The sequence below is a fragment of the Streptomyces cyaneofuscatus genome (genome assembly GCF_033109485.1).
In the GTDB taxonomy this organism is placed as follows: domain Bacteria; phylum Actinomycetota; class Actinomycetes; order Streptomycetales; family Streptomycetaceae; genus Streptomyces; species Streptomyces cyaneofuscatus.
Window position 1 is genome coordinate 2,757,872 of sequence record NZ_CP137002.1, and the last position, 24,895, is coordinate 2,782,766.

Consider the following 24,895-nt stretch of genomic DNA (forward strand, 5'->3'; position numbering starts at 1 on the left):
AAGGGAGGTCAGCCGCTGTCGCCGAGTGAGGAATGGCCGTAATGCCAGAGTTTGCGTACTCCGATCTGCTCCCCCTGGGAGAGGACACCACGCCGTACCGTCTGGTGACCGCCGAGGGTGTCTCCACCTTCGAGGCCGACGGCCGTACGTTCCTCAAGGTCGAGCCGGAGGCGCTGCGCACGCTGGCCGCCGAGGCGATGCACGACATCTCGCACTACCTGCGCCCGGCCCACCTGGCGCAGCTGCGCCGGATCGTGGACGACCCGGAGGCCTCCTCCAACGACAAGTTCGTGGCGCTGGACCTCCTGAAGAACGCCAACATCGCCGCCGCGGGCGTCCTGCCGATGTGCCAGGACACCGGTACGGCGATCGTCATGGGCAAGCGCGGGCAGAACGTGCTGACCGAGGGCGGTGACGAGGAGGCCCTGTCGCACGGGATCTTCGACGCGTACACCAAGCTCAACCTGCGCTACTCGCAGATGGCCCCGCTGACCATGTGGGACGAGAAGAACACCGGCTCCAACCTCCCGGCCCAGATCGAGCTGTACGCCACCGACGGCGGCGCGTACAAGTTCCTGTTCATGGCGAAGGGCGGCGGCTCGGCCAACAAGTCGTTCCTCTACCAGGAGACGAAGGCCGTCCTCAACGAGGCCTCCATGATGAAGTTCCTGGAGGAGAAGATCCGTTCGCTCGGGACCGCGGCCTGCCCGCCGTACCACCTGGCGATCGTGGTCGGCGGCACGTCGGCGGAGTTCGCGCTGAAGACCGCCAAGTACGCCTCCGCGCACTACCTGGACGAGCTGCCCGCCGAGGGCTCCCCCACGGGGCACGGCTTCCGGGACAAGGAGCTGGAGGAGAAGGTCTTCGAGCTGACGCAGAAGATCGGGATCGGCGCGCAGTTCGGCGGCAAGTACTTCTGCCACGACGTCCGCGTGGTGCGCCTCCCCCGGCACGGCGCCTCGCTCCCCGTCGCCATCGCCGTCTCCTGCTCGGCCGACCGCCAGGCCACCGCGAAGATCACCGCCGAGGGCGTCTTCCTGGAGCAGCTGGAGAAGGACCCGGCCCGCTTCCTCCCGGACACCACCGACGAGCACCTCGACGAGGCCGGTGACGTGGTGAAGATCGACCTCAACCGGCCGATGGACGACGTGCTGGCCGAGCTGACCAAGTACCCGGTCAAGACCCGGCTCTCGCTGACCGGCCCGCTGGTCGTGGCGCGCGACATCGCGCACGCCAAGATCAAGGAGCGGCTCGACGCGGGCGAGGAGATGCCGCAGTACCTCAAGGACCACCCGGTGTACTACGCGGGCCCGGCGAAGACGCCCGAGGGGTACGCCTCCGGCTCCTTCGGCCCCACGACGGCCGGCCGTATGGACTCCTACGTCGAGCAGTTCCAGGCGGCGGGCGGCTCCAAGGTGATGCTCGCCAAGGGCAACCGCAGCAAACAGGTCACCGACGCCTGCGGCTCGCACGGCGGCTTCTACCTCGGCTCGATCGGCGGCCCGGCGGCCCGTCTCGCGCAGGACTGCATCAAGAAGGTCGAGGTCGTCGAGTACGAGGAGCTCGGCATGGAGGCGGTCTGGCGGATCGAGGTCGAGGACTTCCCCGCGTTCATCGTGGTCGACGACAAGGGCAACGACTTCTTCACCGAGCCCGCCCCGGCGCCGACGTTCACCAGCATTCCGGTCCGGGGCCCCGGCCTGGGCTGACCGGCGGCAGCCGGAGACGGTGCGGAGGGGGGCGTCCGAACGGGCGCCCCCCTCTTCCGTACAACGGGCACCCCCGTAACAACGGGCACCCCCGTACGTCGATATCAAGCCAATCTCGCGACAGCGGACGCCCCCTGCCCGACCGGGCCCGGAGCAGGCGCGACGGTCTCCATCGCGCGCCCGCCGCCCGTCGCGAAGGTCATGCGGGCGCCACGGGCCGGGCGCTGTCAGCTCGCCCGAACGGACACCGTACGAAAAGGCGTTAGGGAACATCCCGCGCCAAAGGCGCCGCGCGCCCCCGCTCCCGCGCCCGGCGGATGGCCGGTCCCGCACCGCCGCTTTCCCGCAGCCCACCGCCTTCCGGGCTTGCGCCGCGCGAGGGTGCGGCGAAGGGTTATCGAACGTTCCTGACAATCTCCATCGGCCCGATTGCACCGGCCTGATCCGCAGGGCGCCCCACAGCGCCCTGCGGCCCTTCGCCGCGCAGCCACTGCCGAACTCCGGAAAGGCGGACGCCGAATGACTCCGGCCCCCCACCGCAGCCACACCGACGACCTGCTCGCCTTCATCGCCGCAAGCCCTTCGCCGTACCACGTGGTCGCGAGCGCCGCCCAGCGGCTGGAGAAGGCCGGATTCCGCGAGCTGCTCGGCACGGACGACTGGACCGGGGCGACCGGCGGCTGCTTCGTCAGCCGGGCCGGTGCGCTGATCGCCTGGTACGTCCCCGAGGGCGCGCCCGCGCACACCCCGTTCCGGATCGTCGGCACCCACAGCGACTCGCCGAACCTGCGGATCAAACCCGCGCCCGACACCGGCTCCTCCGGCTGGCGGCAGATCGGGGTGGAGATCTACGGCGGGGTCCCGCTGAACACCTGGCTCGACCGGGACCTCGGCATCTCCGGCCGGCTCGCGCTGCGCGGCGGCCCGGACGGCGCCCCGCGCAGCCGCCTCGTACAGATCGACGAACCGCTGCTGCGTGTCCCGCAGTTGGCCATCCACCTGGACCGCACGGTCAACGACGGGGTGGCGCTCGACCGGCAGCGCCACATCGCCCCGATCTGGGCGCTCGGCGACCCGCGCGAGGGCGAACTGCTGCGGCTGGTCGCGGCGGCGGCCGGGGAGGATCCGGCGGACGTGCTGGGCTGGGACCTGATGCTGCACGACATCCAGCCGCCCGGATACCTGGGCGCCGAGCGGGAGTTCGTCGTCGCGTCCCGGCTTGACAACCAGGTCTCCGTGCACGCCGGGGTGACCGCCCTGGTGGACGCCGCGACCGGGGTCACCGAGCCGTCCTTCGTCCCGGTGCTGGCCGCCTTCGACCACGAGGAGGTCGGCAGCGGTTCCGAGACGGGGGCCCAGAGCCCGCTGCTGGAGCGGGTGCTCTCGCGCTCGGTCGCGGCCCGGGGCGGCAGCGACGAGGACTGGTCGCGGGCCCTGTCGGGGGCGTTCTGCGTCTCCGCCGACATGGCGCACGCGGTGCACCCCAACTACGCGGAGCGCCACGACCCCGACCACCGCCCGCTGCCCAACTGCGGCCCGACGGTCAAGGTGAACGTCAACCAGCGGTACGCCACCGACTCCACCGGCATCGCCATGTTCACGGCCGCCTGCGAGCGGGCGGGCGCCCCCTGGCAGCCGTTCGTCTCCAACAACGCGATGCCCTGCGGCACGTCGATCGGCCCGCTCACCGCCGCCCGCCTCGGCGTCACCACGGTGGACGTGGGGGTGCCGGGCCTCTCGATGCACTCGGCGCGCGAGCTGTGCGGGGTGAAGGACCCGGCGTATCTGGCGGCGATCCTGGGCGCGGTGATGACGGGGAACTGACGGTGGACGGTGGGTGGCGGACGCGCACAGCGCCCGCCACCCACCGCACGGAGCTACACGAAGCGCTGCTTCGCGCTGCCGTCGCACGTCTGGAGCTTCAGCGGGTCCTTGGCCCCCGCCAGCGTCAGACAGAGCCCGGTCGCGGCCGCCGGGCGGATGGTGCCCGCCTGGCGGACGAACTTCTGGTTGGCCGCGCCCGCACAGTCCCACACGATGAGGGTGGCGCCCGGGTTGTACTTGGCGCCCGACACGTCCAGGCACCGGTCGTGGCTGAGCGCGGTGCGCAGGGTCTGCGTACCGCCGTCGTACCACCAGTTCTGGTTGCGGCCGCCGTGGCAGTCCCAGCCGCCGATCTTGGTGCCGTTACGGGTCACCGAGGCGGGGACGTCCACGCAGGTGCCGGTGGCCTCGTTCTTCACCGGGGTGAACACGTCGTCCCAGGCGGCCCGTTGGAGGACCGGGTTGCCCGTGCTCGCCGGGTCGGCGCAGCTCGCCTCGCGGAGCCCGGAGTCGTAGATCTGGGTGAGGCAGGAGGCGAAGGCCCGGTGGCCGGCCGCGTTGGGGTGGAAGGACTGGCGTACGGAGTTCTCGTCCGGCAGTCCCGGCTTGCTCAGGTCGATGTAGAGCCCGCGCGCCCAGGGGGCCTCGCTGCACACCTCATGGCCGTGGAAGAGGCGGGAGTTGTCGAGGTAGGTGGCCCCGGTGGAGGCGGCCGCCTTGCGCATGCCCACCTGGAAGGCGGGCACGGCGGTGTTGCGGCCCCAGACGGTGTCGGAGTCGTAACCGAGGCCGCCGCAGATCAGCTTGCCGGGGAACTTCGGGTTGTCGTAGAAGTCCGGGCCGATCGGGCTCGGGTAGCCCATCAGGACGAGCTTGTAGTCGGTGTCCGCGTACCCGGCGTCGGTCATCACCGTACGCAGGTCGCGGACGGTCGCCTCGACCTTGGGGACCAGGGCGTCCACGCGGGCCTGCCAGCCGCCCGCGTACTTGGGCTCGCACGGGCCCTGGAGGGTGATGTAGCGGACCACGCAGTCCGTCATGACCGGGCCGAACTGGAGGTCGTCGTTGGCGCCCGCGACCAGGACGACCATCTTGATCCGGGTGTTGCGGGCCTTGATGGCGAGGCTGTCGCTCTGGACCAGCTCGTCGGCGTACTGCTTGTTTCCGCCGATTTTGATGTTCCCGGAGTAGGCGCCGGAGCACGAGACGTTGTACGTGACGTCCGCCGCGATGCCCGTGCGGTGGATGGCGGCCTCCGGCGAGCGGTGGCACCAGTTGTCCGGTCCGTTGGTGCCGGGGTCGTAGGTGCCGACGCCCTCACCGGAGATCTCGCTGTCGCCCAGCGAGATCAGCCCGGTCTTGCGTTCGGCGAGCGGCCGTTCGGCGGGGCTGCCGTACAGCCGGGTGGCTTCGGCCGCGCGGATCGTTTCCAGCGCGGGCGGGAGAGGAGTGGATGCGATAGTGCTGGAGCCGGTACCCGACTCGGCCGCGCCGGCCGGTCCGGCGACCGCCATCGTGGTGGCGGCCACCGCGAGCGCGGCGGTGACAGCGGCCGTACAGCGGAGCCGGCGAAGGCTGCGGAGCCCTCGAAGTCTGAGCCTGGTGCGCCTCATTGCGCCTCCCGGGTGAGTGGTTACCCCGGGTATTTACTGGCCGGTAGGCGACTTGGGAATACATAGAACAAGACACGTGCTCATCTTTTGCAGGAGGTTTAAACACGATGACCGACACGTCGGCAGATACGTCCGGCTCTGACCGGTTCCGGATCGAACACGACTCGATGGGTGAGGTGAAGGTCCCCGCCCACGCCAAGTGGCGGGCGCAGACCCAGCGGGCCCTGGAGAACTTCCCCATCTCCGGGCAGCGGCTGGAGCGGGCGCACATCGAGGCGCTGGCCCGGATCAAGGGCGCGGCCGCCAAGGTCAACGCCGAGCTGAAGGTGCTGGATCCGGACATCGCGGGCGCCATCCAGGAGGCCGCCGCCGAGGTCGCATCGGGCCGCTGGGACGAGCACTTCCCGGTCGACGTCTTCCAGACGGGGTCCGGCACCTCCTCGAACATGAACACCAACGAGGTCATCGCCACCCTCGCCTCCGAGCGCCTCGGCTGCGAGGTCCACCCCAACGACCATGTCAACGCCTCCCAGTCGTCCAACGACGTCTTCCCCTCCTCCATCCACATCGCGGCCACCGCGGCCGTCACCGCCGACCTGGTCCCCGCCCTCGAACACCTGGCGGAGTCCCTGGGACGGAAATCGGCCGAGTTCGCGGAGGTCGTGAAGTCCGGCCGTACGCATCTGATGGACGCCACCCCGGTCACCCTCGGCCAGGAGTTCGGCGGCTACGCGGCGCAGATCCGGTACGGCGTGGAGCGGCTGCGTGCCTCCCTGCCCCGCCTCGCCGAACTCCCCCTGGGCGGTACGGCGGTGGGCACCGGCATCAACACCCCGCCCGGCTTCTCCGCCGCCGTGATCGCCGAGGTCGCGGACGCCACCGGGCTGCCGCTGACCGAGGCCCGCGACCACTTCGAGGCGCAGGGGGCCCGGGACGGCCTGGTGGAGACCTCGGGCCAGCTCCGGACGATCGCGGTCTCGCTCACCAAGATCTCCAACGACCTGCGCTGGATGGCCTCGGGCCCGCGCACCGGCCTCGCCGAGATCAACCTCCCCGACCTCCAGCCCGGCTCGTCGATCATGCCCGGCAAGGTCAACCCGGTCATCCCGGAGGCCGTCCTGATGGTCGCCGCCCAGGTCACCGGGAACGACGCCACGGTCGCCACGGCGGGCGCGGCGGGCAACTTCGAGCTGAACGTGATGCTCCCGGTCATCGCGAAGAACCTGCTGGAGTCCGTACGGCTGCTGGCCAACGCCTCCCGGCTGCTGGCCGACCGCACGGTGGACGGCATCACCGCCAACGTGGAGCGGGCCCGCGCCTACGCGGAGTCCTCCCCCTCGGTGGTCACCCCGCTCAACAAGTACATCGGGTACGAGGAGGCGGCGAAGGTCGCCAAGCAGTCCCTCAAGGACGGCACCACGATCCGCGAGACCGTCCTGGCCTCGGGCTATGTCGAGCGCGGTGACCTCACCGTGGAGCAACTGGACGCGGCGCTCGACGTGTTGCGGATGACACGGCCGTGACGGACCGGCCCTGACGCGGGTCGCCCGGGGCCCCTGGGGGCGCCCGGGTGACCGGCGTGGGCCCGCCCGGGCACACCGGGTGACCTGAGTCGCAGCGGGCGGGCGCGGACGCTCCGTAAGATCCATCCATGACAGGTACGGGAGAGTGCGCACGCTGGGCGCCGGGGGACCAGATCCTCTGGCGCTACCGCGACAACGGCCGGGCCCACCGGGCGCCCGGGGCCCCGCCCGTGCACATCTGCCGCCCGGTGACCGTCGTCCAGGACACCGCCGAGCTGCTCGCCGTCTGGATGGCACCCGGCACCGAATGCGTACGGCCCGTGCTGGCCGACGGCACGCAGGTGCACGCCGAGCCGCTCGCCACCCGGTACACCGCGCCGCGCACCACCGCGCGCTCCACCTGGTTCGGCACCGGGGTGCTGAAGCTGGCCCGGCCCGGGGACCCGTGGTCGGTCTGGCTGTTCTGGGACCGGGGCTGGCTCTTCCGGAACTGGTACGTGAACCTGGAGGAGCCGCGGCTGCGGTGGTCCGGAGGAGTGGATTCCGAGGATCACTTTCTCGACATCTCCGTGAACCCGGACCGGAGCTGGAAGTGGCTCGACGAGGACGAGTTCGCCCAGGCGCAGCGCGTCGGTCTGATGGACCGGGAGACCGCGGCGGGGGTCCGGGAGGCGGGCCGGGCCGCGGTCGAGGTGATCACCGGCTGGGGCTCGCCGTTCCGGGACGGCTGGGAGCACTGGCGGCCCGATCCGGGGTGGCAGGTTCCGCCACTGCCGGATGACTGGGACCGCACCCCTGCCCATATGCCGTCGTGAGACCCTGGACGCACCCCCCGGGGGCCCGGTCGGCAGGCCCGGCTCCCTGAGGGACACACCGGATCTGACCACAAGTCATCGCACCGGTCGTGCGGCACGACGGGCCACGGACCCGGACGGGCCGCCCGGTCGCAGGACCACCACGAGGGGGTGGAGACGTGTTCGCTGCCCGCTGCCGCCTCGCCGGAAGCAGACCGGCGCCCGCGCGGAACGTCGTCCTCCGGCCATCTCGCGGGCGCACGGTTTCGGCCCCGCGTGCGGGGGCATCCGCAGACAGCCGTTGTCCTCATCGCGGTCGCCGGGGCACAGTGGCGCCCCACGAGGCGACTGCCTCATACAACCGGCCCGGACGGACGGAATCCCACGCGTGACGGAGCACCCCACCTCCCACGAAGGCCGGCAGCCTCTCGCGGCACGGCAGCAGGAGCGCACCCGGCCCCGGCAGCAGGACGCGGCGGCCGCGGCCGCCGCTGCCGCGATCCCGTCGCCGGCCGCCGCGCCGAACCCCGGGCCCGGACCGGCCGCCGTCGCCGAGGCGCAGGCGGCCACCCGCCGCGAGGGCGACCGGCTGCGCTTCGTCGGGGCCGCGACCCGGCGGATCGCGCGCGGCATAGACCTGGACGAGATCGTGCTGGGCCTGTGCCGGGCGAGCGTGCCGACCTTCTCCGACGCGATCCTGGTCTACCTCCGCGACCCGCTGCCGGTCGGCGACGAGCGGCCGGTGAGCCCGTTCGTGCTGCGGCTGCGCCGCTCCGACCGGCTGCGGCACACCGACGAGGAGGGCGGCGAGGCGGGCCCGGAGAGCGAGCGGCTGCGGCCGCTGCTCAGCGACCCGACGGCCGACCTGATGCCCGCCGCCGAGCTGTGCGAGGTGCGGGCGGGCGGTGCGCTGGCCGAGGTGCTGCGCGGGGTGCGGCCGGTCTTCGGCGACTCGGCCGCCGCCCGGGCGGCGCTGCCCGAGCTGCTGGGACCCGGTCGTCCGGTCCCCACCGGCCACCGGGCGATCCTCGCCCCGCTGCGCGGCCGCCGCCGGGTGATCGGCGCGGCGGTCTTCGTACGGTCCACCGAGCGGCCCCCGTTCGAGGCCAGCGATCTGCTGGTGGCCGCGCAGTTGGCGACGCACACCGCGCTCGGCATCGACAAGGCCGTGCTGTACGGGCGCGAGGCCTACATCGCGGACGAGCTCCAGCGCACGATGCTCCCCGACTCGCTCCCCCAGCCCACCGGCGTACGCCTCGCCTCGCGCTACCTCCCGGCGGCCGAGACGGCCCGGGTCGGCGGCGACTGGTACGACGCGATCCCGCTGCCGGGCAGCCGGGTCGCTCTGGTCGTCGGGGACGTCATGGGCCACTCCATGACCTCCGCCGCGATCATGGGCCAGCTGCGGACGACGGCCCAGCCCCTCGCCCAGCTCGACCTGCCGCCGCAGGAGGTGCTCCACCACCTGGACGAGCAGGCGCAGCGGCTCGGCAGCGACCGCATGGCGACCTGCCTGTACGCGGTGTACGACCCGGTCGCGCACCGGATCACCATCGCCAACGCCGGCCACCCGCCGCCCGTCCTGCTGCACCTGGGCGGCCGGGCCGAGGTGCTGCGGGTGCCGCCGGGCGCCCCGATCGGGGTGGGCGGGGTCGACTTCGAGGCCGTCGAGCTGGACGCCCCGGCCGGTGCCACACTGCTGCTGTACACCGACGGGCTGGTCGAGTCGCGGCTGCGGGACGTGTGGACGGGGATCGAGCAGCTACGGGAGCGCCTCGCGGCGACCGCGCAGCTCACCGGGGACGACCACTCCCCGCCGCTGGAGGCCCTCTGCGACGACGTGCTCGACATGCTGGGCCCGGGCGACCGGGACGACGACATCGCGCTGCTCGCCGCCCGCTTCGACGGGATCGCGCCGAGCGATGTGGCGTACTGGTACCTGGAACCGGAGGACGCGGCTCCGGGCCGGGCCCGCAGGCTGGCCCGGCGGGCGCTCGCCCGGTGGGACCTGGAGGAGATGTCCGACGAGGTGGAGCTGCTGGTCAGCGAGGTCGTCACCAACGCGGTGCGCTATGCGGAGCGGCCGGTGACGCTGCGGCTGCTGCGGACGGACATCCTGCGCTGCGAGGTCGGCGACGACTCCCCGCAGCTGCCCCGGCAGCGCCGGGCGCGGGAGACCGACGAGGGCGGGCGCGGGCTGTTCCTGGTGAACCGGCTGGCCCGGCGGTGGGGCGCGACGCGGCTGTCGACGGGCAAGGTCGTCTGGTTCGAGATGGCGACGCGCGGCTGACGGGACGTACGAACACAGGGAGAGGGGCGGTGCCGATGTCGGCACCGCCCCTCTCCGTCATACGCGGGTCATGCGCGCGGGGTCACTCCCCCAGCAGTCCGCCGCCGCCGGGCCGCTCGCCCGGCTGCCCGTCGCTCTCCCCGGGCTGCGGCGGCAGCTCGGGGCTCTTGGTGGGCGGGACGGTGGGCGGTGTGATGGTCGGCGGGGTCGAAGGGGTCGGCGGCGACGACGGAGGAGTCTCGCTGGGCGTCTCGCTCGGGGTCTCCGACGGCGTCTTCGACGGGGTGGGCTCCTCGGACGGGGTGGGCTCCTCCGACGGCGTCTTCGAGGGGGTGGGCGGCGGCGGGACCTCGCCGCGCTCCACGTCCTGGAGGTCGAACTTCGCGTCCGAGCCGCCGCCGAGGGCGCCGAGGGTGTAGTCCGCCCAGATCCGGGCCGGGAAGCCACCGCCGTTGGCCCGGCCGGAGTTGGCCGTACCGGTGAGGGAGACCTGCTTGCGACCGCCGTCGCCCTCGCCGAACAGGGCGACGACCGTGGTCAGTTCGGGGGTGTACCCGGCGAACCAGGCCGACTTGTTCTCCTCCGACGTGCCCGTCTTGCCGGCCGCCTGGTAGGCGGAGGTGTTGGCCGCGCTGCCGGAGCCGTTCTTCACGACGCCGGTGAGCGCGGAGGTCACGGTGTCGGCCGACGCGCGGCTGATCACCTGCTCCTTCTTGGGCGCCTGTGGCTTCACCGTACGGTCGCGGTGCTCGGCGGACTGGAGGATGTGCGGGGTGACCTTGCGGCCGTGGTTGTCGAGGGTCGCGTAGACCCCGGCCATGTCCCAGGTGGAGGCGTTCATGGTGCCGAGGGTGACGGCGGGGCGCTCGGGGAAGTTCTTGTCCGGTACGCCGAGGCCGAGCGCGGTCCGCTTGGTGGCGGCGGGCGTCACGTCCACGATCATCTGCGCGAAGACGGAGTTGACCGAGCTGTTCATCGCCTTCTGCACGGAGATCGGACCGTAGCTCCGGTCGTCCTCGTTCTGCGGCGCGAAGGCGGTGTCGCTGCCGACGACGGGCCGCTTGCTGGTGCCGTCGTAGATGGTGTTGAGCCCGATCAGGTTGCCGTTCTGGGTCTTCGACTCGTTCTCCAGAGCGGCTGCGAGCACCAGCGGCTTGAAGGTGGAGGCCGGCTGGTAGTCCTGGCGGGTGGCGTTGCTGATGTAGTGCTTGACGTAGTCCTCGCCGCCGTACAGCGCGACGACCTTGCCGGTCCTCGGGTCGACGGAGGTCGCACCGGCCTGGACGGTGGCGTCGATCTTGCTGCCCTTGCGGTCCAGCTTGGACTCCAGCTCCTTTTCCACCGACTTCTCCAGCTGCTGCTGGCGCTTCTTGTCGACGGTGAGGGTGAACGTCCAGCCGCCGGCCTCGCGGTCCTCGGCGGAGATGCCCTGCTTGTCGAGCTCCTTGTTGACCGCCTCGACGAGATAGCCGGTCTGGCCCTCCATGCCCTGGGCGGGCTTGGGCTTGTCCGGGACGGGGAACTCCTGCTTGGCCCGCTCGGCCTCGCTGAGCCAGCCCATCTCGACCATGTTCTTCAGGGTGTAGGCCCAGCGGTCCTTGACCAGGCGCTTGCCGGTGTCGGTGGCGGTGGCCCAGTCGTACTGGCTGGGGGCCTGGAGGAGCGAGGCGAGATAGGCGCCCTGGGAGACGTTCAGGTCCTTGGCGTCGATGCCGTAGTACGCCTGGGCGGCCGCCTGGATGCCGCTGGCGCCGCGTCCGTAGTAGGCGGTGTTGATGTACCCGGCGAGGATCTGGCCCTTGGACTGGTCCTGGTCGACCTTGAGCGAGATCACCAGCTCCTGGAGCTTGCGGCTGATCGTCGGGTCCTGCGTCAGGTAGTAGTTCTTCACGTACTGCTGGGTGATGGTCGAGCCACCCTGCTTGCCCTTGCCGCTGAGCGTGTTCAGCAGGGCGCGGGTCGTGCCCTTGAGGTCGATCCCGTCGTCCTCGTAGAAGGTCTTGTTCTCCGCGGCGACGAAGGTGTGCTGCACCTCCTTGGGCACCTGCGCCAGGTCGACGATCTGCCGGTTGACATCGCCGTTGGACCGGGCGAGGAGCGTGCCGTCGCTGTACTGGTAGACGTTGCTCTGCCGTTCGGCCAGCTCGTTGGGGGCGGGCACGTCGACGTACAGGTAGAGCGCGCCGAAGGCGCCCATGCCCAGCAGGACGATCCCGAAGAACGTCCCCAGCAGCTTCTTCCACGTGAAGAGTCTGCGTATGCCGCCGCTCTTCGCAGCCCGGCGCGACTCCTGCGCCCGGGCTCGTCGCGCATCCGCTCGACCCATCGCTGTGTTGCTCCCGCTTCTCTGCTCGACCGGCTCGCTCGGTTCACCCGATTCCGTTCAGACCTGCCAGCTAACACCGTCGGCAGAGACGAAAGGCAAGCGATCCGGTCTTTTCCGGACGTGACAATCAGCACCCGTTCCCTAGGGAACCGACTCCCCAGGGGTGCGCAAGGTTGCGAGAACCGTTAATGTGACATCACTTTGATAGCGCGGCACGAGCCGCACGGAACGGGGGATCCCATGACCGCACAGCACGACGGCCACCACCCGGACGCTTCGGCTGCCGCACTCGACATCGACGCCCCCGACATGCCCGAGCCGCAGGTCAGGGAGGTCACCGCGCACTCGATCCCGGGAGGCCTGGGGCTGCTGCTGACGGTGCTCGGGGTGTTCGCCGGGGTCGGTCTCGCCATCGTCGGCGGGGTGGTCGGGGCGGGCGGCAACAACGCCGTCGGCATCCCGCTCTTCATCTTCGGGGTGCTCCTGGTGATCACCTCGTTCTTCTGCATGAGCGGTGTGAAGATGGTCGCTCCGGGCGAGGCCCGGGTGATCCAGCTCTTCGGCCGGTACGTCGGCACCATCCGCGCCGACGGACTGCGCTGGATCAACCCGCTGACCTCCAGCCGGAAGATCTCCACCCGGGTCCGCAACCACGAGACCGCCGTCCTCAAGGTCAACGACGCCTACGGCAACCCGATCGAACTGGCCGCGATCGTCGTCTGGAAGGTGGAGGACACCGCCCAGGCCCTCTTCGAGGTCGACGACTTCCTGGAGTTCGTCGCCACCCAGACCGAGGCGGCCGTCCGGCACATCGCGATCGAGTACCCGTACGACGCCCACGACGAGGACGGCCTCTCGCTGCGCGGCAACGCGGAGGAGATCACCGAGAAGCTGGCGGTCGAGCTGACCGCCCGGGTGAAGGCGGCGGGCGTCCTGATCATCGAGTCCCGCTTCAGCCACCTCGCGTACGCCCCCGAGATCGCCTCCGCCATGCTCCAGCGCCAGCAGGCCGGTGCGGTCGTCGCCGCCCGCCAGCAGATCGTCGAGGGCGCGGTGGGCATGGTCGAGATGGCCCTGGACCGGATCGCCGAGCAGGGCATCGTGGAGCTGGACTCCGAGCGGAAGGCGGCCATGGTCAGCAATCTGATGGTGGTGCTGTGCGGTGACCGCGCGGCCCAGCCGGTCCTCAACACGGGCAGCCTCTACCAGTGACGGACCCCCAGACGCCGCCCCGGCGGACGCCGGCCTCCCGGCCGCAGCAGCGCAAGCAGATGGTGCTGCGGCTGGACCCCGCGGTGCACGACGCGCTGGCCCGCTGGGCCTCCGACGAGCTGCGCAGCGCCAACGCGCAGATCGAGTTCCTGCTGCGCCGGGCACTGAAGGAGGCCGGGCGGCTGCCGGGGTCGGCGGCGCCGATCGCCCGCCGGGGCCGGCCACCGAAACGGCCGCCGGAGGAGCCGGAGGCACCCTAGAGGCCCGTGCCGCAGGCCAGGGGCACCTGGAGACCGGCACCGCAGGCCAGGGGCACCTTTCGGACGCGTATACATGCCGGGTATACACCCCGTGTACAGTGCTCCCCATGTCTATCGGTCACACCCTCCTCGGGCTCCTGGAGTCCGGCCCCCGCCACGGCTACGACCTGAAGCGGACCTTCGACGAGAAGTTCGGCCAGGACCGCCCGCTCCACTACGGCCAGGTCTACTCGACGATGTCCCGCCTCCTGAAGAACGGACTCGTCGAGGTCGACGGCGTGGAGAGCGAAGGGGGGCCCGAGCGCAAGCGGTACGCCATCACGGACGCCGGGATCACCGATGTCTCGCGCTGGCTCATGCAGCCCGAGAAGCCGGAGCCGTACCTCCAGTCGACGCTCTACACCAAGGTCGTCCTGGCGCTCCTCACCGACCGCAGCGCCTCCGACCTGCTGGACTCCCAGCGTTCGGAACACCTGCGGATGATGCGCATCCTCACCGACCGCAAGCGCAAGGGCGACCTCGCCGACCAGCTGATCTGCGACCACGCCCTGTTCCACCTGGAAGCCGATCTGCGGTGGCTGGAACTGACCGCCGCCCGCCTCGGCCAGCTCGCCAAGGTGGTGGCCCCGTGATCCCCGAAGGCTCCCTGCTCGCCGCGCACGACCTGCGCAAGACCTACGGCGCGACGCCCGCCCTGGACGGCGCCTCGTTCTCCGTGCACCCCGGCGAGGTCGTCGCCGTGATGGGCCCCTCCGGCTCCGGCAAGTCGACCCTGCTGCACTGTCTGGCCGGGATCATCACCCCGGACTCCGGCACCATCACCTACGCCGGCCGCGAGCTCTCCGCGATGTCCGACGCCGAACGCAGCGCCCTGCGCCGCAGCGACTTCGGCTTCGTCTTCCAGTTCGGCCAGCTCGTGCCGGAGCTGACCTGTGTGGAGAACGTCGCGCTGCCGCTGCGGCTCAACGGGGTGAAGCGCAAGGCCGCCGAGCGCACCGCCCGGGAGTGGATGGAGCGCCTGGAGGTCGAGGACACCGCCGCCAAGCGCCCCGGCGAGGTCTCCGGCGGGCAGGGCCAGCGCGTCGCCGTGGCCCGTGCCCTGGCGGCCTCCCCGAAGGTGATCTTCGCGGACGAGCCGACCGGCGCCCTGGACTCCCTGAACGGCGAGCGGGTGATGGAGCTGCTCACCGAGGCCGCCCGCTCCTCCAACGTCGCGGTCGTCCTCGTCACCCACGAGGCCCGGGTCGCCGCCTACTCCGACCGTGACGTCACCGTGCGCGACGGCCGGGCCCGCGACCTGGAGCACGCCGTATGACGCTGCTCGACTCCCGTACCGCCCCGGCCGCCGGACAGGACCGCCCGCAGCCGCCCTCGCGCGGCGCGGCCACCCTCCGGGACCTCGGCCTCGGCATCCGGTTCGCCGCCGCCGGGGGCCGCGAGGGCTGGATCCGTACGCTGCTGACGGCGGTCGGCGTCGGCCTCGGGGTCGCGCTGCTGCTGCTCGCCTCCTCCGTACCGCACATGCTCGACGAACGCTCCGCGCGGGACCAGGCGCGCAGCGAGACGCGGATCTCCGACTCACCGGACACGAACGCGCCGAAGTCCGACACCTCGGTGGTCCGGATCAACACGACCACCGAGTACCACGACCGCACCATCGAGGGCTATCTCATGCGCGCCGACGGCCCGGCGCCCGTCCGCCCGCCGGGCCTCGACCGCTTCCCCGCGGCTGACGAGATGGCGGTCTCCCCCGCGCTGAAGGAGCTGCTCGCCGCCCCCGGGAACGAGCTGCTGCGCGAGCGGCTGCCGTACGAGATCACCGGTGTGATCGGCGACGCCGGGCTGCGCTCGCCCGGTGAACTCCTCTACTACGCGGGCAGCAACACCCTCACGCCCGCATCCGGCGGCCACCGGATCGGCGGGTACGGAGACCCCCGCGAGGGCGATCCGCTGCCGCCGCTGCTGATCGTGCTGACCGTCATGGTCTGTGTCGTGCTGCTGGTGCCGGTCGCGATATTCATCGCCACCGCCGTACGGTTCGGCGGCGACCGGCGCGACCGCAGGCTCGCCGCGCTGCGCCTGGTCGGCGCCGACATCCGCTCGACCCGGCGCATCGCCGCCGGGGAGGCCCTGTTCGGCGCGGTCCTCGGGCTGCTGATCGGGCTGGTCTTCTTCCTGGCGGGGCGGCAGTTCGTCGGCGCGGTGGAGATCTGGGACGTCAGCGCGTTCCCGGCGGACCTGGTGCCCGACCCTCTGCTCGGCGTGCTGATCACCGTCGCCGTGCCGCTCACCGCCGTGCTCGTCACCCTGGTCGCGATGCGCTCGGTGGTGATCGAACCGCTCGGCGTCGTACGGCGTGGGCGTGACCGGGGCCGCCGGCTCTGGTGGCGCCTGCTGATGCCGGCCGCGGGTCTGGCGGTGCTCGGCTTCACGGGCCGGGTCGACGAGTACACGTACGAGCCCGTCAATCCGTACCTGATCGCGACGGGTGCCGTGCTGGTGCTGGTCGGGCTCGCCCTGTTGCTGCCGTGGCTGGTCGAGGCGTGCGTGAACCGGCTGCGCGGCGGTCCGGTGCCCTGGCAGCTCGCCACCCGCAGGCTCCAGTTGAGCAGCGGGGCCGCGTCCCGCGCGGTCAGCGGGGTCACGGTGGCGGTGGCGGGCGCGATCGCCCTGCAGATGATGTTCGCCGCGATGAACGCCGACTTCAACCGGATGACCGGCCAGGACCCCACTCGGGCCCAGTTCGCCGGGTACTCCGAGGACGTCACGGGCGAGGCGGCCACCGCGGCCATCGAACAGTTCCGCGCCACCAAGGGGGTGGAGGTGGTGATCGGTTCCGTGCAGGCGTACGCGTCCAAGCCGGGCGTCTACGCCGAGGACGACGTCCCGCCCACCACCTCCGTCACCGTCGGCACCTGCGCAACCCTGCGCGAGCTGGCCCGGATCACCGACTGCGAGGACGGGGACACCTTCGTCGTCCACCCGCCGGGCGACAAGGACATGTCCCACTGGATCGACCAGGCCGCCCGCAAGGGCAAGGTGGTCGAGATCGGCTCCGGGTACGGCAAGCCGCTGCGGTGGACGCTGCCCGCCGACTCCCCGACCGTGCTGGGCCGCGAGGACCCGATGGGCGAGACGCACCACGGGATCATGGCCACCACCGGGGCGATCGACGCGAGCACGCTGCCCGGCGCGCAGATCACCGCCCAGATCCGGGTCGACAAGAGCGTGCCGGACGTCGCCGAGCACGTACGCAACACGGCGGCCCGGATCGATCCCGGCATGCGCTTCGTCACCCTCGACTCGGTGGAGCGCGACCGGCAGTACGCCAGCATCCAGACCGGCCTCCAGGTCGGCGCGAGTGTGGTGCTGCTGCTGATCGCCGCCTCGATGCTGGTCTCCCAGCTGGAGCAGTTGCGCGAGCGGAAGCGGCTGCTGTCGGTGCTGGTCGCCTTCGGCACCCGGCGTACGACGCTGAGCTGGTCGGTCCTGTGGCAGACCGCCGTCCCCGTGGTCCTCGGCCTCGCGGTGGCGGTCGCGGGCGGGCTCGGACTCGGCGCGACGATGGCCTGGATGATCGGCAAGAGCGTCTCCGACTGGTGGCTCTTCCTGCCGCTGACGGGGGCCGGTGCGGGACTGATCCTGCTGGTGACGGCGTTGTCGCTGCCCTCGCTGTGGCGGCTGATGCGGCCGGACGGGCTGCGGACGGAGTAGCGGGAGCAGCGGAAGCGGGCCGGTGCGGCCAGGGGCAACCTCCTGGCCGCACCGGCCTTTCCGCTCAGACGAGACGTACCGGCAGCGGCTCCATCGCCCCGCGCAGCGCCGCGGCGAACTCCTCGAACTCGCCGCCCCGTGCCGACCCGGTCCGCATCGCCAGCGCCACCCGCCGGGTGGGGGCCGGGTGGGCGAAGTACCCGGTGGCCAGGGCGTCGTTGCGCGCGGTCTCGACCGTGACGGCGGTGCGCGGCAGCAGCGTCACCCCGAGCCCGCCCGCGACCAGTTGCACCAGCGTGGAGAGCCCGGCGGCGGTCGTGGTGACCGGCGCCCCCTCCGTACGCCCGGCCTCCCGGCAGATGTCGAGGGCCTGGTCGCGCAGGCAGTGGCCCTCGTCCAGGAGGAGCAGCGGCAGCTCCCGCAACGCGTCGCGCGGGATGTCGGCGCGGCCGCCGAGCCAGTGGTCCTGCTCCATGACCAGCACGAAGTCCTCGTCGAAGAGCGGGATCTCGCTCACTCCGGGGACCCCGAGCGGCACGGCGAGGAGCAGCAGGTCCAGGCGTCCGGCGGCGAGCCCCTCCAGCAGCGAGGAGGTCTGCTCCTCATGGACCTGGAGGTCGAGGTCCGGGTAGCGGTCGTGGACGAGCCGGAGCACGGTGGGCAGCAGATACGGGGCTACGGTCGGGATCACGCCGAGCCGGAGCACCCCGGTGAACGGCGCCCGGGCGGCCTCCGCCTCCTCCATCAGCGCGGCGACGGCCTCCAGCACGACACCGGTCCGCGCCGCGAGCCGCTCGCCGGCGGGCGAGAGCAGCACCTTGCGCGTCGTACGCTCGATGAGCTGGACACCCAGTGCCTCCTCCAGGGTGGAGACGGCTCCGGAGAGTGCCGGCTGACTCATCCCGATTGCTGCCGCCGCGTCCCGGAAGTGCAGATGTTCCGCCACCGCCGCGAAGGCGCGGAGCTGCGACAGGCTGGGCTGCTTGGCGGACTGCCTGGCCGGCTTCTGAGGGCGTATGCCCGGTTTTCCCTGGCCCACTGATAGGCACCTCCGATCATCACGACCGAGTGTAGCTATTTCCCTGATCAATGCACTCTGTGCCAAGGTGGATCTCGTCCAACCCTCAGGAAATCTCCCCAAAGGGGAGTTTCCGAACGCTGCAAGGAGAGCGCGTGCTCACTGTCGGTGACAAGTTCCCCGAGTTCGACCTGACTGCTTGTGTTTCGCTGGAGAGCGGCAAGGAGTTCGAGCAGATCAACCACAAGACCTACGAGGGCAAGTGGAAGATCGTCTTCGCGTGGCCGAAGGACTTCACCTTCGTGTGCCCCACCGAGATCGCCGCCTTCGGCAAGCTGAACGAGGAGTTCGCCGACCGGGACGCCCAGGTCCTCGGCTTCTCCGGTGACTCCGAGTTCGTGCACCACGCCTGGCGCAAGGACCACCCGGACCTGACCGACCTGCCCTTCCCGATGCTGGCCGACTCGAAGCACGAGCTCATGCGTGACCTCGGCATCGAGGGCGAGGACGGCTTCGCGCAGCGCGCCGTCTTCATCGTCGACCAGAACAACGAGATCCAGTTCACGATGGTGACCGCCGGTTCCGTGGGCCGTAACCCCAAGGAGGTCCTGCGGGTCCTCGACGCGCTCCAGACCGACGAGCTGTGCCCGTGCAACTGGACCAAGGGCGAGAACACCCTCGACCCGGTCGCGCTCCTCTCGGGCGAGTGAGCTGATACGGACATGGCACTCGACGAACTGAAGTCCGCCATACCGGACTTCGCCAAGGACCTGAAGCTGAACCTCGGTTCGGTCATCGGCAACAGCGACCTCCCGAAGCAGCAGCTCTGGGGCACCGTGCTGGCCTGCGCGATCGCCTCGCGCTCGCCGAAGGTGCTGCGTGAGCTGGAGCCCGAGGCGAAGGCCAACCTCTCGCCGGAGGCGTACACCGCGGCGAAGTCGGCGGCCGCCATCATGGCGATGAACAACGTCTTCTACCGGACCCGGCACCTGCTGTCGGACCCGGAGTACGGCACGCTCCGCGCGGGCCTGCGGATGAACGTCATCGGCAACCCGGGCGTGGAGAAGGTCGACTTCGAGCTGTGGTCGCTCGCCGTCTCCGCGATCAACGGCTGCGGCCAGTGCCTGGACTCCCACGAGCAGGTGCTCCGCAAGGCCGGCGTGGACCGCGAGACCATCCAGGAGGCCGTCAAGGTCGCCTCGGTGATCCAGGCGGTCGGTGTGACCCTCGACGCCGAGGCCGTACTCGCCGAGTAGTCACCCGCACCACCCCTGCTTACGGGAAGAGCCCCGAGGACGACCGACCGTCCTCGGGGCTCTTCTTCTGCTGTTCCGCCTACGGCTGCTTGTCCGGCGGCTCACCCTGCGACGGGTCCCGGTCCTCCGGCGGATCGGGGAACACCACCGGGGTGGCCTGCTCGGGTGGCGGCCCTTCCAGCACCGCGTCCGGGGCGGCCGGCGGCCCGGTCGGCGCGACCCCCAGCGCTGTCGCCCCGTGCTGGCCGCCGACCGTGCGCGGGGCACCGTACGACCGTAGGTAGCCGACCACCGTATTGGTGACCGCGACCAGCGGTACGGCGACGACCGCACCGCCGATGCCCGCGACCAGGCCGCCGGTCGCCACCGCGAGGACCACGGCCAGCGGGTGGACCCGGACCGCCCGGCCGAGGATGAACGGCTGGAGGATGTGGCCCTCGATCTGCTGCACCGCCAGCACCACGACCAGCGCCCAGAGCGCGGTCCACACGCCTTCGGTGACCAGCGCGACGACCACCGCCAGCGCTCCGGAGACGACGGCACCGACGAGCGGGATGAAGGCGAACAGGAAGATGAAGACGGCCAGCGGCACCGCGAGCGGCACGTTGAGGACGTACAGCCCGAGGCCGATGAAGATGGCGTCGATCAGGGCGACGAGCACCGTGCCGCGCACGTAGGCGGTCAGCGTCCGCCAGGCGCGCGGCCCGGCGCCGGCGACGCCGGGCCGGGCGGCGGCGGGCACCAGCTTCAGCGTCCACTCCCAGATGCGCCGGCCGTCGTAGAGCAGGAAGAGCGTGGAGAACATCGCCAGCAGCAGGCCGGTGAGGAACTCCACCATGAAGGTGACGCCCTGGAGACCGGCGGAGGTGATCTCCTCCGTGTTGGTGCCGATGGTGTCGTTGAGGTTCTTGGCGATGTCGTTGATCTGCGACTCGGTGACGTGGAAGGGGCTGTCCAGCAGCCAGCGCTTCAACTCGTCGATGCCGTCGCGGACCCGGTCGGAGAGCGTGTCGAGGTTCTCCATCACCTGCCACACCACGAACCAGCCGACCAGACCGATGATGACGAACCCGAGCACGGCCGTCACGGCGGTGGCGAGCCCGTGCGGCAGCCCGTACCGCTTGAGCCGGACCACGGTCGGCTGGAGCATCGCGGTGATGAGCAGCGCGGCGGAGAAGGCGAGCACCACCAGCTCCACGGCGGTGATCACCTGCATCAGCACCCAGAGCGTCCCGGCGAGGACGAGCAGCCGCCACCCCGCCTCGGCCGCGACCCGCATCCCCCACGGGATCGCGGCGACCGGATCGGGCTTGGCGGCGACGGTAGGGGCGTACGTGGGCGGCGCGGGCACCTGACCGAGGTCCGCGGTGTCCGAAGACCCGTGGGGGTCGTCGTCGCCGTGGGCGCGCGCCCGGCGCTCTTCCAGGCGTGAGCCCAGTTCCGTCAGTTCGGACCCGAAGCGGCCCAGCCAGCCTGGCAGTTTTGACATGTCTCTTTCCCTTCCCCCAACTTCGCTCCCCAGCGCTGCCAGGTTCGCCGGATGCGACCGTACACGCGCGGAGCCCCCCACCGCGTTCGCGGTGGGGGGCTCCGGGAGGGCTGTTCGCCCCTAGTACCAGTTGTTGGCCTGCCAGAAGGACCAGGCGCCGCACGGGGAGCCGTAGCGGCTGTCCATGTAGCTGAGGCCCCACTTGATCTGGGTGGCCGGGTTGGTCTGCCAGTCGGCGCCGGCGGAGGACATCTTGTGGCCCGGGAGGGCCTGCATGAGTCCGTACGCGCCGGAGGACGGGTTGGTCGCGCGGTAGTTCCAGGTCGACTCGTGGTTCACGATGTTGCTGAAGCACTGGAACTGGTCCGCGGGGACCATCTGACGGGCCATCGCCTGCACCTGGGCCACGGTGTACGAGCCCTGCGCGGCGAACGAGGAGGCGTCGCGGACGGAGGACCGGCTGGCACGCTCGGCCGCTTCCTTCTTCTCCTTCTCCGCCTTCTCCTCGGCCAGCCGCTCGGCCTCGGCCTTCGCCTCGGCCGCGGCCTTCTTGGACTTGGCGTCCTTGGCGGCCTGCAGGCGGGCGGACTCCTCGGCCGACTTCTTCGCGGCGGAGTCGGCAGCGGATGCCTGGGCATCGGCCTGCTGCGTCAGCGAAGCGGTCTGGACCTGGGCCTGCTGGCCCGCGGGGATGTCTGCGAGCAGCGTGGTGTCGGCTGCGGCAGCCTCGAAGTTGTTGTCGTCGGCGGCCGGTGCGCCGCCCGCAGCAACGCCTACGACGGCGCCAACGGTGGTGACCGCAGTGGCAGATGCCACGGCGAACCCCCGGACCGAGATCCGGCTCACATGGTGTCCTTCCAGCATCGTCCGCTTAGGTGACCTCGCGGGCGCGTTCGTGCCCCTGGCGCTGGCCTCCCTACTGCGTGGGTCACGGGAGGCACGGGCCCGTTGGACGATCCCGGTGGAGGGGTCGCCGCGTGGTGCTCGCGGGCGGCATACGGCGGTCGCGTGTGGAGTTGTGTGGTGCGTGGCGCCTCTGGAGGTGCCCAAGTGCCGTATGCGGGGCCTGACGGAAGCAAGACTCTGCCGGACGGGGACGCCAGGGGGCAATTCTGTGTTGCGTGGGAAAGGTCACACCCCGTTTGGGTCATCGGTTTCGCGGAAATGACGGCGCAACACGATGCCGCCCGGCTAAGATCTTTGGCTCGCCGGGCGGCACGAACAAGGACATGCAGGTCAGATGTGGCCTTCCTCCAGCATTTCGGTCACCAGTGCGGCGATCTGGGAACGCTCCGAACGCGTGAGCGTCACATGGGCGAAGAGCGGATGACCCTTCAGCTTCTCGACCACGGCGACGACTCCGTCGTACCGGCCGACCCGGAGGTTGTCCCGCTGGGCCACGTCATGGGTGAGCACCACCCGCGAATTCGCCCCGATCCGGGACAACACGGTCAGCAGGACGTTCCGTTCGAGGGACTGCGCCTCGTCCACGATCACGAACGCGTCGTGGAGCGAGCGGCCGCGGATGTGGGTGAGCGGCAGGACCTCCAGCATCCCGCGCCCCAGCACCTCCTCGATGACCTCGCGCCCGGCGACCGCCGAGAGCGTGTCGAAGACCGCCTGCGCCCAGGGGCTCATCTTCTCGGCCTCGCTGCCGGGGAGATAGCCGAGCTCCTGGCCGCCCACCGCGTACAGCGGGCGGAAGACCATCACCTTCTTGTGCTGCTGGCGCTCCAGCACCGCCTCAAGACCGGCGCAGAGGGCGAGGGCCGACTTGCCGGTGCCGGCCCGGCCGCCCAGCGAGACGATGCCGACGTCCTGGTCGAGCAGCAGGTCCAGGGCGATCCGCTGCTCGGCGCTGCGGCCGTGGATGCCGAAGGCCTCCCGGTCGCCCCGCACGAGCCGCACATTGCCCTCGGCCGTCACCCGGCCGAGCGCCTTGCCGCGCTCGGACTGGAGGACCAGCCCGGTGTGGACGGGCAGCTCGGCGGCCTCGGGGACGTAGAGCCTCTCCTCGGTGAAGAGCAGGTCGACCTGCTCCCCCGAGAGGGACAGCTCGGTCATCCCGGTCCAGCCGGAGTCGGTGATGGCGAGCTCGGCGCGGTACTCCTCGGCGAGGAGGCCGACCGAGGAGGCCTTGATCCGCAGGGGCAGGTCCTTGGAGACGACCGTGACGTCGTACCCCTCCGCCTGGAGGTTGCGCGCGACCGCGAGAATCCGTGAGTCGTTGTCCCCCAGCCGGTATCCGGCGGGCAGGACGCCGGGGTCGGAGTGGTTGAGCTCGACGCGGAGCGTCCCGCCCAGATCCCCGAGCGGAATCGGGGCGTCCAGCCGGCCGTACCGGATCCGGAAGTCGTCCAGCAGGCGCAGGGCCTGCCGGGCGAAGTATCCGAGCTCCGGATGGTGCCGTTTGGCCTCCAGCTCCGTGACCACCACGATCGGCAGCACGACTTCGTGCTCGTCGAAGCGGGCCATGGCTCCGGGATCGGCCAGCAGGACGCTGGTGTCGAGAACGTATGTGCGCCTGTCGGGCATGCGGCGCTTGCTACTGGTCACCACGGAAGGACGTACCCCCTCGGACGAGGTCGGGGAGTGCGACGAACGGTCGCGGAGCTTCCCGATAGGAGAGGACGGACCGGGATCGGGCCCCTGTGCGCGGGCCGGACCACGGCCACCACGTCGGCCGCAGGCTGACTGCGTCCACGGCTACGGGCCTTCGTGTGCAAAGGGCCTCCCGGGCGAGCGGACTGGGTGCCGCTCACTTGGATGCGACATCCGCCTGGTTGGTGACCGGATGTCGACCTGTCAGGGGTATTCCCTGTTCGGCCCGAAGCCATGCCGCTGCATATGACACGGTGTGGAGAAGTCCCGGTGGACGCGCGATGACGCCGTATATACGCGATGACTCCCCTATATAGAGGAGTCATCGGGCCGTACGGGTGAAGGGGGGCCTTTCAGGCCCCGTAGCGCCGGTGGCGGGCGGCGTAGTCGCGCAGCGCCCGCAGGAAGTCGACCTTCCGGAAGGCCGGCCAGAAGACCTCGCAGAAGTAGTACTCCGAATGGGCGCTCTGCCAGAGCATGAAGCCCGACAGGCGCTGCTCGCCGCTCGTCCGGATCACCAGGTCGGGGTCGGGCTGGCCGCGGGTGTAGAGGTGCTCGGAGATCAGGTCGGTGGAGACGATCTCGGCCAGCTCCTCGAAGGTCGTGCCCCGCTCCGAGTGCTCCAGGAGCAGCGAGCGCACGGCGTCCGCGATCTCCTGGCGGCCGCCGTAACCGACGGCGACGTTGACGATTATCCCGTCGACATGGGACGTCGACTGCTCGGCCTCCTTGAGCACCGTTTGAGTCTCGGCGGGCAGCAGGTCGAGGGTGCCGACGTGGTGGACGCGCCACCGGCCGTCGGCGGCGAGGTTGCGCACGGTGTTCTCGATGATGCCCAGGAGCGGCTTGAGCTCGTGCTCGGGCCGGTCGAAGTTGTCCGTGGAGAGCATCCAGAGGGTGACGACCTCGACATCGGTCTCGCTGCACCAGCCGAGCAGCTCGGAGATCTTGTCCGCGCCCGCCTGGTGACCCTGCACGGCCGAGCCGCCGGACGCCTTCGCCCAGCGGCGGTTGCCGTCGAGGATGACCCCGATGTGCTTCGGCACCTGATCGTGGTCCAGGCGGCCTTCCACCCGGCGCGCGTAGAGCCTGTACACCAGGTCGCGGAAGTTCACTGAGTTCACCCTCTCGGTTCCGTACGGGCCCGGGGCCCGCCCTCCCCGTCGCCGGGGGTCGTCCGGGGTCAGCCCCCGCAGGGGAGCGCCGCGCGGTCCGCACGGACCCGCGCGGGTATGAGCCGCGCCGCACGTCGGCTTTCCCCGAAGC

General features: G+C 71.1%; 19 protein-coding genes. 12 read left to right on the top strand and 7 right to left on the bottom strand.

The window, feature by feature from the left end:
• Nucleotides 1-41: 41 nt before the first annotated feature.
• Together R2B67_RS11595 and R2B67_RS11600 are read left to right on the top strand one after the other, a co-directional pair.
• On the top strand, nt 42-1,709 hold the full coding sequence (locus tag R2B67_RS11595; protein ID WP_237327705.1) for a fumarate hydratase: 1,668 nt from the start codon (nt 42-44) through the stop codon (nt 1,707-1,709).
• 519 nt (nt 1,710-2,228) lie between these two features.
• Nucleotides 2,229-3,533 (top strand): M18 family aminopeptidase, encoded by a 1,305-nt coding sequence (locus tag R2B67_RS11600; RefSeq protein ID WP_317817687.1) that lies wholly within the window; start codon nt 2,229-2,231, stop codon nt 3,531-3,533.
• A gap of 53 nt (nt 3,534-3,586) precedes the next feature.
• Here R2B67_RS11600 and R2B67_RS11605 read toward each other — a convergent pair whose 3' ends face one another.
• On the bottom strand, nt 3,587-5,146 hold the full coding sequence (locus R2B67_RS11605; protein ID WP_317817689.1) for a ricin-type beta-trefoil lectin domain protein: 1,560 nt from the start codon (nt 5,144-5,146) through the stop codon (nt 3,587-3,589).
• 107 nt (nt 5,147-5,253) lie between these two features.
• Between R2B67_RS11605 and R2B67_RS11610 the strand changes: the two genes are divergently transcribed.
• The 3 genes from R2B67_RS11610 (at nt 5,254) to R2B67_RS11620 (ending at nt 9,753) form a co-directional block, all read left to right on the top strand.
• Nucleotides 5,254-6,669, top strand: a complete 1,416-nt coding sequence (locus tag R2B67_RS11610; RefSeq protein ID WP_317817691.1) for a class II fumarate hydratase — start codon at nt 5,254-5,256, stop codon at nt 6,667-6,669.
• A 128-nt stretch (nt 6,670-6,797) separates the two neighbouring features.
• Complete coding sequence (fomD, locus tag R2B67_RS11615; RefSeq protein WP_317817693.1) at nt 6,798-7,484, top strand: cytidylyl-2-hydroxypropylphosphonate hydrolase; 687 nt, start codon at nt 6,798-6,800, stop codon at nt 7,482-7,484.
• 367 nt (nt 7,485-7,851) lie between these two features.
• A complete protein-coding gene (locus tag R2B67_RS11620) occupies nt 7,852-9,753 on the top strand; it encodes a SpoIIE family protein phosphatase (RefSeq protein ID WP_317817695.1) in 1,902 nt (633 codons plus the stop codon).
• An 82-nt stretch (nt 9,754-9,835) separates the two neighbouring features.
• Here the strand turns inward: R2B67_RS11620 and R2B67_RS11625 are convergent, their stop codons facing one another.
• Nucleotides 9,836-12,079, bottom strand: coding sequence for a transglycosylase domain-containing protein (locus R2B67_RS11625; RefSeq protein ID WP_317817697.1), 2,244 nt, complete (start codon nt 12,077-12,079; stop codon nt 9,836-9,838).
• A 240-nt stretch (nt 12,080-12,319) separates the two neighbouring features.
• On the opposite strand from R2B67_RS11625, the gene R2B67_RS11630 reads away from it, so the two are divergent.
• The 5 genes from R2B67_RS11630 (at nt 12,320) to R2B67_RS11650 (ending at nt 17,265) form a co-directional block, all read left to right on the top strand.
• The gene (locus tag R2B67_RS11630; RefSeq protein WP_317817698.1) at nt 12,320-13,291 is read left to right on the top strand and encodes an SPFH domain-containing protein; all 972 of its coding nucleotides are present in this window, start codon (nt 12,320-12,322) and stop codon (nt 13,289-13,291) included.
• The gene (locus R2B67_RS11635; RefSeq protein ID WP_317817699.1) at nt 13,288-13,551 is read left to right on the top strand and encodes a type II toxin-antitoxin system antitoxin; all 264 of its coding nucleotides are present in this window, start codon (nt 13,288-13,290) and stop codon (nt 13,549-13,551) included. Before R2B67_RS11630 ends, R2B67_RS11635 begins: the two co-directional genes overlap by 4 nt.
• A gap of 107 nt (nt 13,552-13,658) precedes the next feature.
• The gene (locus R2B67_RS11640) at nt 13,659-14,183 is read left to right on the top strand and encodes a PadR family transcriptional regulator (RefSeq protein WP_018510276.1); all 525 of its coding nucleotides are present in this window, start codon (nt 13,659-13,661) and stop codon (nt 14,181-14,183) included.
• Complete coding sequence (locus tag R2B67_RS11645; protein ID WP_018510277.1) at nt 14,180-14,866, top strand: ABC transporter ATP-binding protein; 687 nt, start codon at nt 14,180-14,182, stop codon at nt 14,864-14,866. Before R2B67_RS11640 ends, R2B67_RS11645 begins: the two co-directional genes overlap by 4 nt.
• On the top strand, nt 14,863-17,265 hold the full coding sequence (locus tag R2B67_RS11650; RefSeq protein ID WP_317817702.1) for an ABC transporter permease: 2,403 nt from the start codon (nt 14,863-14,865) through the stop codon (nt 17,263-17,265). Before R2B67_RS11645 ends, R2B67_RS11650 begins: the two co-directional genes overlap by 4 nt.
• A 64-nt stretch (nt 17,266-17,329) precedes the next feature.
• Here R2B67_RS11650 and R2B67_RS11655 read toward each other — a convergent pair whose 3' ends face one another.
• Nucleotides 17,330-18,304 (bottom strand): hydrogen peroxide-inducible genes activator, encoded by a 975-nt coding sequence (locus R2B67_RS11655; protein ID WP_018510279.1) that lies wholly within the window; start codon nt 18,302-18,304, stop codon nt 17,330-17,332.
• A gap of 134 nt (nt 18,305-18,438) precedes the next feature.
• Here R2B67_RS11655 and R2B67_RS11660 point away from each other — a divergent pair, with 134 nt between their 5' ends.
• Together R2B67_RS11660 and R2B67_RS11665 are read left to right on the top strand one after the other, a co-directional pair.
• Nucleotides 18,439-18,993, top strand: coding sequence for a peroxiredoxin (locus R2B67_RS11660; RefSeq protein WP_007452441.1), 555 nt, complete (start codon nt 18,439-18,441; stop codon nt 18,991-18,993).
• A 12-nt stretch (nt 18,994-19,005) separates the two neighbouring features.
• Complete coding sequence (locus tag R2B67_RS11665) at nt 19,006-19,539, top strand: alkyl hydroperoxide reductase (RefSeq protein ID WP_018510280.1); 534 nt, start codon at nt 19,006-19,008, stop codon at nt 19,537-19,539.
• Nucleotides 19,540-19,618: 79 nt separating this feature from the next.
• Here R2B67_RS11665 and R2B67_RS11670 read toward each other — a convergent pair whose 3' ends face one another.
• The 4 genes from R2B67_RS11670 to R2B67_RS11685 form a co-directional block, all read right to left on the bottom strand.
• Complete coding sequence (locus R2B67_RS11670) at nt 19,619-21,028, bottom strand: AI-2E family transporter (protein ID WP_317817709.1); 1,410 nt, start codon at nt 21,026-21,028, stop codon at nt 19,619-19,621.
• A 120-nt stretch (nt 21,029-21,148) separates the two neighbouring features.
• Nucleotides 21,149-21,874 (bottom strand): aggregation-promoting factor C-terminal-like domain-containing protein, encoded by a 726-nt coding sequence (locus R2B67_RS11675; protein WP_018510282.1) that lies wholly within the window; start codon nt 21,872-21,874, stop codon nt 21,149-21,151.
• 390 nt (nt 21,875-22,264) lie between these two features.
• The gene (locus R2B67_RS11680; protein WP_272899579.1) at nt 22,265-23,587 is read right to left on the bottom strand and encodes an RNA 5'-3' helicase PhoH2; all 1,323 of its coding nucleotides are present in this window, start codon (nt 23,585-23,587) and stop codon (nt 22,265-22,267) included.
• A gap of 395 nt (nt 23,588-23,982) precedes the next feature.
• Nucleotides 23,983-24,744, bottom strand: coding sequence for an isoprenyl transferase (locus R2B67_RS11685; protein ID WP_030561350.1), 762 nt, complete (start codon nt 24,742-24,744; stop codon nt 23,983-23,985).
• Nucleotides 24,745-24,895: the final 151 nt, after the last annotated feature.